An 11397-nucleotide genomic window follows, 5' to 3' on the forward strand; every position below is an offset into this window, starting at 1 on the left:
GACATTTTGGTCTTTTGTGGATTACATTACATCTCCGTCTGTCGTTCTAGTTTTTGTTATGGGTGACACTGTAGAGGTCAAGGCTGAAAATCTCGGTGGGGAGTCTATACTTGAGGCCCCCGTTAGGGTTTTGAAGAATGCTGGCGATTTTGTAAGCGCCGAGGAGGTGCTCTTTATTGTTGAGACTGATAAAACCTCTCTTGAGATCTCGTCGCCTGTTTCGGGTGTGATCAGAGATATTAGAGTCGTCAACGATGGGACTATCACCAAGGGGCAAGTACTGGCAACTGTGGTACGGCAAGAAGCTGCCGAAAAGCCTGTAGAAAAGGTGCAGCCTTCCCAAGGAGAAGCGGTGTCGAGCTCTTTGAATCAGGGAAATAAGGTTGCGGACACACGCGGCGGTGTTAATGTTTTGAACAAGGGGCCGGAGATACCGAGTGTTGAGTCCTTTGTTGCGGGTTTACACTCGTCACCTGCGTCTAGGGCAACGGGTAGCGTTTGCGCGGCTAATGTAGGTTCAAGCCAAGCTTCTAAGGTGCCTGCTAGAGACTTAGAGCATTGTCACGGGAACATCGTTGGTGAGCGGCGTGTCAAGATGAGTAAAATTCGCCAGGTAATAGCGGCGCGGCTCAAAGAATCGCAGAACACAGCTGCAACTCTCAGCACCTTTAATGAGGTGGACATGAGCAGGGTGATGGATCTAAGGTCCAAGTACAAGGATGCTTTTACAAAGCGGTATGATGTCAAGCTTGGGTTCATGTCGTTCTTTATAAAAGCGGTGGTTCTTGCTCTTGAGGAGATTCCAGTACTCAATGCTGAGATTTCGGGAAATGAAATTGTATACAAGGACTACTGCAACATAGGGGTTGCGGTCGGTACTGACAAGGGCTTGGTTGTTCCCGTGATAAGAAGGGCAGACTCCATGACGCTTGCGGAAATGGAGCAAACTCTTGTGGAGCTTAGTACGAAGGCAAGGAGCGGCAAGCTCTCTGTAGCTGATATGTCTGGCGCGACGTTTACTATAACGAACGGCGGGGTTTATGGCTCTCTGCTATCTACTCCCATAATTAATCCTCCTCAGTCTGGTATTCTGGGTATGCACGCAATACAGGAGCGTCCTGTAGTGATAGATGGTAAGATTGAGATCCGGCCGATGATGTACATTGCGCTTTCTTATGATCATAGGATAGTTGATGGTCAGGGTGCAGTTACGTTTTTGGTTCGTGTTAAGCAATATATAGAGGATCCTAACAGGATGGCTCTTGGTATCTAGGGGGTTTAGTGGAACGTAGTGCTATTACCATACACTCCGAACAGGGGTTTGTTGGGATGAGGCGTGCTGGCAGATTAGCAGCTGAGGTTTTAGACTACATAACACCGCATGTTATGCCCGGGGTAACTACTAACGAGCTCGATATTTTATGTCACGACTTTATAGTATCGGCGGGTGGGGTACCAGCGCCCCTGGGCTACAGGGGATACCCTAAGTCTATATGCACTTCAAAAAATTTTGTTGTATGCCATGGGATTCCAGACGATGTGGCATTAAAGTCTGGTGACATAGTCAACATAGATGTGACTGTAATCCTAGATGGTTGGCATGGTGATACTAGCAGAATGTATTGGGTTGGGGATGGTGTCACGATTAAGGCAAAGCGCGTATGCGAGGCCAGCTACAGAGCGATGTGGGCGGCAATTTCGTGTATAAAACCTGGTGAAAAACTGAACAGTATAGGGTTAGCAATAGAGCAGGAAATAAGCAAATATGGGTACTCCATAGTAAGGGACTACTGCGGCCATGGCATAGGTAAGGAATTTCATGCTTCTCCTAACGTCGTTCATTACTATGATCCGGAGGATGAAGTTATTCTTCAGGAGGGGATGTTTTTTACCGTTGAGCCTATGATAAATGCGGGTAAGCACCATACGGTGCTTGATAAAAACGACGGATGGACGGTGACCACAAGGGACTTTTCGCTGTCAGCGCAGTTTGAGCACTCTCTTGGTGTGACTAAAGATGGCGTTGAGGTGTTCACTAGGTCTCCAAAAAATTGGCATTTCCCCCCGTATTTATAACTCATACTCTTAAATACTGTATATTTTCGTATATATACGGAGTCGGTGTGGTGTTGTAACAATGTAAGTTGCTAGAGCCCCACCTATAAAACTTTACAAGTCTAGATGCTGGACGGGGTTCTAATGATTTACGTGTATGTGTGCGACTAAACTTGCGGTACTTCTGAGTGAAGCGACTTCAGTTCTGAGTCGTGTAGGTGTTGTGACGCCAATGCTCGATGCGCGGCTTATTGCTGGTCACGTTTTAGGACTTAGTGAGTTGGAAGTACTGACTGGCCGGGATTTAGTTGTGTCTTCAGAAAAGGCCAAGGAGTTTTTTCAAGTTATAGCAAAGCGCTTAGCGGGTGTGCCTATATCGCATATTACCTGTAAGAGGGAGTTTTGGAGTTTGGACTTTACCGTTAGTCCTGATGTACTGGATCCCAGGCAAGATACGGAGACTATCATATCTACCGCAATAAAGCTGTGTAGTAATCGAGCTCGGAGAATAAACATAGCAGATTTGGGCACTGGCTCTGGGTGCATAATTATAGCATTAATGTCATACTACAAAAACGCCGTTGGCGCGGCATTTGAAAAGAGCACAAAGGCTTATCGTGTTGCATATAAAAACCTGGTTCGGCATAACATGATGAGAAGAGTAAAATTACGCAATGCTGGTTGGGAGTGCTGTGTAGGTAAATTTGACCTCATAGTCAGCAATCCTCCCTATATCAAAAGGAGCAAAATACCAGGTTTGCAACCCGAAGTGAGATTACATGAACCTATGCTGGCACTAGACGGTGGAATCAGTGGCATGGAAAAGTATCTACAAATTTTTAGGGTGCTACGAAGATGCTTAAAAAGCGATGGGAAGGCTATTCTTGAAATTGGTGAAGATCAAGTAGCGGTAAGGGCTGCAGCTATTAGGGGTGGTTTGTGTTTTTGTGGCTACGTTAATGATCTAGCGGGGCTGCCTAGATGTGTTATCCTTAAAAAAGCAAATCAGCGTCAGTATTGCACGCCACGTACAGCGGTTTTACTCAAATAGTAACTGTGTACTGAATCACTATTTGTCGATGCCGGCCATAATCTTCCAGCAGTAATCTATGCTCTATGCGTACTATTGTAACCCCGGAGTGTTTATTGTTATTTCTTAACTGCATGACTCCCCGGGCGAATGCGTCATTAAGGTACGGGTCACTATGGTAAGAATCCATGCTCGTAACAGCTTTCTAACAGAGTTTTACGCAGATAAACCCCTAACCACCTGGGTTTTAGGATTGTTGTTGCAGTAGATTGCCTACTTAAATGCCATTGGTGGCGGGAACATTAATGTTTTATGGGCCAGAGCCGCATGATTTATAGGCTAGGCATGGGGATGAATTTGATGAAATGAGAACGAGAGGTCATGAAAGCGTTTCATGGAGCAATGCCTCGCACTGCCGGCATAAGATGAAAAGCAGATGTGCGGAGCATTATGCTAGCGCTGCCTACCGCTACATTACGTGGATTCTGAGGGCCTAGAATTTAAGTTGTCCAGACTCATACAATGCGTACAGATCGTCGCAGCCTCCTATGCTTTCTCCGTCAATGAATATTTGTGGTACGGTCTTACGCCCAGAACGCTCTACCATTTCATTGAGCGTCGCAGGATTGTCTACCACAATCTCCTTAAAGGGGATACTTTTTTTGTTGAACAAAGCCTTGGCCCTAGTACAATATGGACAGGAAACCTTGGTATATATGAGAACATCTCGCATATCACCCTCCTTCCGCTAACTCAGATATGAGCTTGCTAGCATAGCTTCGGTAGTATGTAAAGTTTTTTATGGAAGTGCTTTATGGGCGTCCTGGCGCCAAAGAAGTGGTACTCACGTTTGGTAATTTTGATGGAGTGCACAAGGGGCATGTGCATGTCTTCAGGGAGGTGGTGCGTTTGGCTAGGATGCATAATCTTGCGTCTGCGGTGCTTACTTTTTCCCCACATACGGCTACGGTGGTAAGGAACAGGGAGCAATTTCTGTTGATTGACTTTGAGCGCAAAGTCAATTTGATAGCAGACTGCGGAATAGAATATCTACATGTAGTTGAGTTTTGTCCGTCGTTTGCGGCAATGTCGCCCACGGCTTTCATAGAAGACATCTTGGTAAAACGCTGCATGTCGAAGTATGTGGTGGTCGGGACAGATTGCGTTTTTGGGCGAAGGTGTGAGGGTAATCTCAGTACGCTGCATGAATGCGCTAAGGTTTACGGCTATGAGGTTGTGTCTGTTGCTCCGCTCACGGATGATAGTGGCATTGTATATTCGTCATCTGCTGTTAGAGAATGTGTTGAAAATGGTGATATGAGGTCTGCTAGCCTAATTTTAGGCAGGTGCCATTCCGTCAGCGGTAGTGTAATGAGAGGGAGTTCCCGTGGCAGGTCTATCGGGTTCCCAACGCTGAACCTCAGTATGGCTCACACGATTTTGCCAAGACTGGGGGTTTATAGTGCTAGGGTTATGATAGAAGCAGATGTTTGGCTACAGGGAATTGTTAACGTGGGGATTAGGCCAACATTTTCTGCAGAAGAAGCCCCTATACTTGAAATGCACATCTTCGATTTTGATCAAGAAATTTACGGCCAAAAAGTCACTATTGAGCTTGTGGACTTTGTAAGACCGGAACGAAAATTCGATAGCGTAGAGCAACTTGTGATACAGATCAAAAAGGACATTGAGGAAGTCAGAAATTCCGGACGTTAACTACAACACATACATGCTAAAAGTGTTGCTTATTCTACTTTGAGATGACGAGATTTGTGCTATCATGTCGCCTCCTGCTAGTGATGTATGGGTTATGACGTGAAGAAGGCTGTAATAAGTGTGTTGGTTCTGATAGCTGTATTGTCCCTTGACCAGTTTAGCAAGTGGTATGCATCTGAGGTTTATTTATCACAAGGTAGCTTTGTAGTTTGTGAGTACTGCAATGTGGTGCAGCTTTGGAATACAGGAATAAGTTTTGGTATGTTCAGCGACATGGAGAACGGTAACGTTACTTTCATGTGCATAACCATGGTTATCATACTGATGCTTATAGTGATGTTGATACGAGCTCAGGGCACAAGTAAGGTCGTATGGCTTAGTGTTCTTGACAGTGGGGCCATAGGCAACTTTCTCGATCGCGTAAGATTCGGAGCTGTGTATGATTTCATAGACCTGCACATTGGGGAACTGCACTGGCCCGCATTCAATTTAGCTGACGCCTGCATAGTGTTGGGAGTAGTAGCGTTTCTATGGATAGAAGCGAAAGCATGCTTGGAAAAACGCGAAGAAAAACGAGGTGTATGAATGCTCCTGCAATTAACATAACTGAAATACTTTCTACGGTAGGTTTTAGGAAAGGTTGTAACTTACTTTTGGATTGAAGCGATGAAGGTGTTTTTTTCAGCCTATTTTCTGTTTTTCGTGCTCCTCGCAGGCATAGCTGACGCAGGAGAATTACAGAAGCTGCACTCTACCAAGTTAAAGAACGGTATGCAAGTCTACGTAATGCAGGATAAGCGACTGCCTGTGGTCATGCATATGCTAATATACAAGGTTGGAGGGATGGATGATCCTCCGGGGCTGTCGGGGATCGCACACTTTTTTGAACATCTCATGTTTTCTGGCACTAAGAAGTTTCCTGACTTTGTGGATACTGTGAGCAAGCTTGGTGGAGAGCTCAACGCCGCAACGTCTACTCCTTATACTGCGTATTATGAGCTTATAAACAAACGTCATCTCCCCTTAGTTATGGAGATGGAAGCGGATAGGATGCACTCCTTGTTGTTGACAGATAGGCATATAGAGCGGGAACGTAACGTAGTGCGCGAAGAGAGAAATATGCGCGTAGAGAGCTCCATAAAGGGTCTCATATTCGAGGAGGTGTATAACATATTCTATAGGAATGGGTATGGTACTCCAGTAATAGGGTGGGAGCACGAAATGGCGAACTACGGTAGGGACTCTGTAGATGCTTTTTATCACAAGTATTACAATCCCAACAATGCCATTCTGCTTGTGGTAGGTGATGTTAACTTTAATGATGTTGTTAAGCTGGCTAAGAGCTATTACGGGTCTATCGAGAATAGGCATTCAGCTCCAGAAAGGACATTTTTAACCAAGGCGGAGCCGCCACACAGAAGTGACGTAATTGTGAGGATGCAGCATCCCGACATAGCGGATCCCGTTGTTGCAATGCTCTACAAGGCGCCAAGCATTGTTACTACGACCGATCCAAAGAAAAGAGCTGCGATGGGAATAGCTTCGGAGATTGTTGCGGGAAGTGAATTCGGTGTACTTCACCATGAACTTGTGAGTAAAAGGTCGATTGCCACCCGTGTGGACACATCATATAGCGATCGAGAAAAAAGCAGTGGCATTGTTGCCATTGAAATGATGCCAAAGTCAGGTATTACGCCTGAAGATATCAGTAAAGAAGCGAAGCAAATAATAGCTGAGTTGGTAGAATCAGGTGTGACAGAGGAGTTGGTAGAGAGTGCAAAGTACAGGAACGCCGCAAGTTTCATATATAGCCTGGACGGTATGGATAGTCGGGCATGGGTTTATGCAGGGATGCTTGCTGCGGGTGTCCAACCTACGCCACCGGAGCAGATGATAGAGATAATCAAAAGCCTTTCAGTAGATGATATAAACGATGCACTGCGGGAGACATTTGTTGGAGCCACAGTGGAGGCGCATCTCACACATAAAGACGTGCATACCGCCAACGCGGGTGCTCAGGAGCACGGTGATGAAAACGCAAGTGTGAACGCAAGCATGGAGGGGTAACATGAATAAAAGCGCATTGTTAAGGGTTTTATTTTTTGTAGTCATCCTGTCCACAGGGTCACATTGCTTTGCAAGGGGCTTGGATGTAAACGTGCAGGATGTTGTTACTAGTCAAGGCAACAAGTATTGGCATATCCAAGAGGACACGCTGCCTATGGTTGCCGTTACTATGGCGTTTAAAAACTCTGGCTCGCTATATGATCCAGTAAGCAAGAAGGGGTTAGCGGCGCTTGTTTCATCTGTGATTGCCCGTGGTACTGTGGCAAAAGATGGTGAGAGTATTGCTAAAAAGCTACAGGGAAGAGGAGTAACCCTGGATGTTTATGCTGATGGGGACAACATATACGTTAGCATCAAGACTCTTGCAGAGAATCTGGATTTTGCTCTATCTGCCGTTGGCAGTAGTTTGATTTATGCATCTATTGATGAAGCCGTATTCAACGTAGAAAAAGAAAAGCAAAAGGCCGACATCCGCGGTAGCGCGATGGAACCAACTGTTCTGGCGTCTGAGATGCTTGACAAGATCATGTTTGGAGATGATCCGCATGCTTATCCCGTGCAAGGTACTATACCTACGGTGGAGAGCATCATGCTGGAAGATGTCGAAAGCTACCGGAGAGAGAACTTTGACTTAGACAAAATGGTGATAGGAGTTACGGGTAATGTGAGCAAGGAAGTGCTATCAGATATTCTTGATAGGTCTTTTGCGGGAATTCCACGTGGTCAGAATACCAAAGAAATCCAAAGCGCTCATCCTAAGTTAGGTTTGCGTGGGTACGTCAAGTATTCTGCGCCGCAGAGTGTAATAGTTTTTGCGACTAAGGGTGTATCATATAAAGACCCCAAATACCATGTAGCGGAGGTTCTGAACAATGCGCTGGGAGGTATAGGATTGAGCTCAGTGCTTATGCAGGAGCTGAGGCAGCGGATGGGTATTACTTATAATGTATCTAGCTCCCTGCGGCACGGGGGAGGAGCAGATCTTTTACAAGGTGCGCTGTTTACAGACAGCACTACAGCAAAGGAGGGAGTAAAGGCACTTTTAAAGACCATAAACTCTGTTAAAGAAAAAGGTCTTGATGAGAAGTCTTTCAAGATAGCGAAGGCAGATCTAATAAACTCCTTTGTGTTTGCCTTTTTAAAGCGTTCTTCTGTTGCTGCGGAATTGGTGCAGCTGCAGTTGCGTGGGCTTGGAGTGGATTATATAAGAAATTATAGTTCCATTTACGATTCTGTGACTCTGCGGGATGTAAACGAGTTTGCCAAAGACTTTTTTGGAGACTTTACCATAGTTGAAGTTGGTTCCAGAAATAACATTGGTGCTTCAATTACGTAATGAATGTTGGGACTGTAGCACAAAGTCTACCGGCATTCGTGGCGTGTGGTATGATGTTGCACTTTGTAGACGATCCTGTGGTTCTACGGCGATAAAAATGATATAATGAATTGGCAGCCCGAGTAGGGTTGTGATGATGCTATCCGGGGCGATCTTTCGTGCAATTATAGTGAGAGGAAATATGGCAGAAGATGCTGTGCTGATTGATAAAAAGCTTGAGAAAGTTTTGCGCAAGACTGCGTTTAGCAAGAAATACTACAGGGCAGGGGTTCTGTGTGCTGTGGCTTGCACTGCGGTAACGCTGTTTACCATATCATATGCGATCTCCTCCGGTGCTATGATTTCGCCCCGTACTCCCGTATTTGCTGCATCTTTGATCGCTACGGGCATGGTGCTTTTGTGTTTGGTATACATGGCGATAGTTGCGGCCCTTGAGAAACGTAGTCGCAGATTTTGCTCGGCAGAGGGCACCATATCTTCTAACACTCTGGTTACGGGAACGCGACTAAATCTTAGGGTTACGAGGCTTGGTGGCCAGAAAGGCTATAGCGCATTCCAGTTGTGTCTTGTACATTTTGTTGTTGCATCGATGTTCTTGTTTGCTGTAACGCTTGGCATGCTGATGGGTAAAGGAGTATCGTTACAACAGCTATTATCTGTAAGCCCAGGTGCGGTTATTCCTGGGGTGGCGCTTGCCGCTACAATCCTTAAAATCGCTGCAGTATCCCTGTTGGTATCGACAGCTTTCCTTTTCATAGCTAGGTTATTTGTCGAGGAGGGGGTATCGAATGTGCGAGTGTTTGTATTCCCAGATTGTCATGTTCCGCTTCGGATAAATGATGAGCAGAGTGAGGATACTGTTGGTGACGGCACGTTTCGTGGGCTTACTGCATACGAAAGTGGAAGACCTGCTGCTGATGATGTTACAACGACTCGAATGGTTAATGATGCGGCGACTGCTGGTTATATTTCCTGCATGTTGGGTAGTGCGGAGTATGTCACTTCATTGCTGAGCGAAGGCAAGCAGCGGGATGACCACACATCAGTTGTTGAGTGTGTGGTGTCTGCTAAAAGTACAGGGGCCTTCCAGCTTGTTGGGAAGTAATGCGCAGTAGAGCCATTATGTAGCACGTAGGTAGGTGGGTCTGACGCATCTTAAGTTGATGCGGCGCTATTTTTAGCTTGTGTAAGGTTGTTATGCTTGTTGTAGCGCGGTATACGCGGATAAGCTCTTTGGGTCCGTCTATGTTGAAGTATAGATTAACTTACCAGAGGTGGAGATTTCCGATGTGTTTGGTAGGTGGCGAGGTTTAATTGAACTCATTGTGGACCACGGTGTTGTAATTTTTGTCGTGGGGCGTTCACACATTTGTATGTAAGTATGTGTATGAAGTCCATCCGTAGGGACTTTGCACATTGTGTGTGCTGCGGCTAGGTCGTGTCTTTACTTGGGTTATGAAAAACAGATCTGGTAGTCTGAAGCGCGCTGGCGTACAGTGGACATTGTCCTGGGATTTTTTGTCCAGGACGACGAAGGCTTTTTAATTGATGGTTTGGGACAACAAGTGTTGTGTGTTAAGGAAATCTTCTTGTTGTGCAATAAACTGCAGGGAAGCTTAATGCTTTTAAGTACATGTATTGCGAAAGCTTAGGTTTTTAATGTGGTTACCTGGTGGGAATGGAGAGCAGGGCCTACTAATTCTTAATAAATTAGGTGCGCTGTTCCGCGGTGCAAGGTATATTTTTTCGTGTGTCTTATAGTGGAATGCCTCTTGGTTTTTCTTATGGCCGGAATGGTAGGTATTGACTTGCGATCGCCGTTGTCTTTAGTATGGTACAGGGGTGTGTATGTACCACTTGCGGTTGAGTTGCTGGAAAGGATGGATACGTTGCCGGGGAGTTGCCCGGTAGCAGCTTTGTTGCCGTTATAGTGGCAGTAGAACGGCTGCCGCGCATATAGGTGTTAGTGGATAATGTAGTGTGAGGTTGGAAGTGCCTGGTGATGCGGATATTAAAAGGGTTGAGAGTAATGATGGCGCCGGAGTAGATAGCTTTGGGAACGCGCGCCTGTATAGGGATATTTTTTTGCTGGCTTTAGTAATCAGTGTGGCGGTAGTAAGTTTTTGCGCTGCGTACGTTTATGCTTCTGGCATGTCGCTGCTTGAGCCACATGCGATTGCAGCAGGATTTTTTATGTCCTTAGCGGCGACTTTTGTTGCAGCGTTGGGTGCTATTGTGTATGCGGTTAGGCTGCGTTCAATGAACAAATATGACCTGTCTATGCTGTTGCCGACAGGTGCGTTTGATCAAGGCAACTTGTTGTCAGACAAGGGTGGATATGTTTCAGGTAGTGTTGTAAAAGCAGAGGTGACGACCAACCTGTATGATAGGGGGCGTGGTATTCCTTTCTCTGCGGCTCTGCGCACAACAATGTCGATAGTAGGTGCTATTACTCTGTGTACATATGCTACTACTCTGGGGGTTATGTTTGCGGAGAGTAAAACTGGCTACATTGGTGTTGTAAATGCGCTTGCAGCTCCTGGGGCCAGCGTTGTAGCGCAGGTAGGCTTGGTGGCCTTGGCTTCAACGGTGGCTATACTCATGGTAAGCTGTATACTCAATGAGCTGTTTAGGGAGCGCTCTCGTATGGTTGTGCTTGATGATGGCGCTAAAAGATTTGCGGAAAAGGACGTAGTAGCATGTGCTGATAGGATGAAAATCGACTCTTCTGACATAGTGCATGTTAGGATTTACAGGGTGCTGGATGCAGCGAGATCGGTGGATTCCGCTCAGGTTTCTGTATAGCATCTTTTAATCTGGGGTGCAGGTGGTTGGGTGTCAAGCTCTGTATAGCTGGCTGTGCCCCGTTTTCTATTATGTGCTGCCGGCCACCACCGGTGGCGGAGTTTGTGGTGCGGCGTCTTAGGTGCGATTTTGTTGTCGTCATTCTCTGGTGTGCGTGTTGCATTTTGTAGCTAACGTATGTAGTGAGGCGGTTTGCGTGATGTGGGGCGCCGTGGATGGGTTGTCGATTTCTATGGGATGTGGGCCTGTTCGGGTTGTGCCTCTTTAAAGAGGTCAGACGCAGCGCGTGCTTTCTTCAAAATTGTTGACATTGTTATGTATACGGGCTGATCTTGGGTGCTTGGGTGCTTGGGTGCTTGGGTGCTTGGGTGCTTGGGTGCTTGGGTGC

General features: G+C 46.2%; 11 protein-coding genes. 10 read left to right on the top strand and 1 reads right to left on the bottom strand.

What is annotated here, in order from left to right; all coding sequences use genetic code 11:
* Positions 1-58: 58 nt before the first annotated feature.
* The 3 genes from sucB to prmC all read left to right on the top strand — a co-directional run bounded on the left by sucB (position 59) and on the right by prmC (position 3106).
* The gene (gene sucB, locus PGW94_RS01825) at positions 59-1273 is read left to right on the top strand and encodes a dihydrolipoyllysine-residue succinyltransferase (protein ID WP_271758080.1); all 1215 of its coding nucleotides are present in this window, start codon (positions 59-61) and stop codon (positions 1271-1273) included.
* Positions 1274-1281: 8 nt separating this feature from the next.
* A complete protein-coding gene (gene map / locus PGW94_RS01830) occupies positions 1282-2076 on the top strand; it encodes a type I methionyl aminopeptidase (RefSeq protein WP_271758049.1) in 795 nt (264 codons plus the stop codon).
* Between the two features lie 136 nt (positions 2077-2212).
* Complete coding sequence (gene prmC / locus PGW94_RS01835) at positions 2213-3106, top strand: peptide chain release factor N(5)-glutamine methyltransferase (RefSeq protein WP_271758051.1); 894 nt, start codon at positions 2213-2215, stop codon at positions 3104-3106.
* Between the two features lie 472 nt (positions 3107-3578).
* On the opposite strand, the gene grxC is transcribed toward prmC, so the two are convergent.
* Positions 3579-3818, bottom strand: coding sequence for a glutaredoxin 3 (grxC, locus tag PGW94_RS01840; protein WP_271758053.1), 240 nt, complete (start codon positions 3816-3818; stop codon positions 3579-3581).
* A 68-nt stretch (positions 3819-3886) separates the two neighbouring features.
* Between grxC and PGW94_RS01845 the strand changes: the two genes are divergently transcribed.
* From PGW94_RS01845 to PGW94_RS01875, 7 genes are all read left to right on the top strand, one after another.
* Positions 3887-4801: a bifunctional riboflavin kinase/FAD synthetase gene (locus tag PGW94_RS01845; RefSeq protein WP_271758055.1), complete on the top strand. Its 915-nt coding sequence runs from the start codon at positions 3887-3889 to the stop codon at positions 4799-4801.
* 87 nt (positions 4802-4888) lie between these two features.
* Positions 4889-5386, top strand: coding sequence for a signal peptidase II (gene lspA / locus PGW94_RS01850; protein WP_271758057.1), 498 nt, complete (start codon positions 4889-4891; stop codon positions 5384-5386).
* Between the two features lie 81 nt (positions 5387-5467).
* Positions 5468-6868 (top strand): M16 family metallopeptidase, encoded by a 1401-nt coding sequence (locus PGW94_RS01855; RefSeq protein WP_271758059.1) that lies wholly within the window; start codon positions 5468-5470, stop codon positions 6866-6868.
* Position 6869: 1 nt separating this feature from the next.
* Positions 6870-8204: a M16 family metallopeptidase gene (locus tag PGW94_RS01860; RefSeq protein WP_271758062.1), complete on the top strand. Its 1335-nt coding sequence runs from the start codon at positions 6870-6872 to the stop codon at positions 8202-8204.
* A gap of 133 nt (positions 8205-8337) precedes the next feature.
* Positions 8338-9309: a hypothetical protein gene (locus PGW94_RS01865; RefSeq protein WP_271758063.1), complete on the top strand. Its 972-nt coding sequence runs from the start codon at positions 8338-8340 to the stop codon at positions 9307-9309.
* Between the two features lie 679 nt (positions 9310-9988).
* On the top strand, positions 9989-10135 hold the full coding sequence (locus PGW94_RS01870; RefSeq protein ID WP_271758065.1) for a hypothetical protein: 147 nt from the start codon (positions 9989-9991) through the stop codon (positions 10133-10135).
* A gap of 49 nt (positions 10136-10184) precedes the next feature.
* The gene (locus PGW94_RS01875; RefSeq protein ID WP_271758067.1) at positions 10185-11009 is read left to right on the top strand and encodes a hypothetical protein; all 825 of its coding nucleotides are present in this window, start codon (positions 10185-10187) and stop codon (positions 11007-11009) included.
* Positions 11010-11397: the final 388 nt, after the last annotated feature.

Origin of the sequence: Candidatus Anaplasma sp. TIGMIC, from assembly GCF_028204095.1 — a bacterium.
GTDB lineage: Bacteria > Pseudomonadota > Alphaproteobacteria > Rickettsiales > Anaplasmataceae > Anaplasma.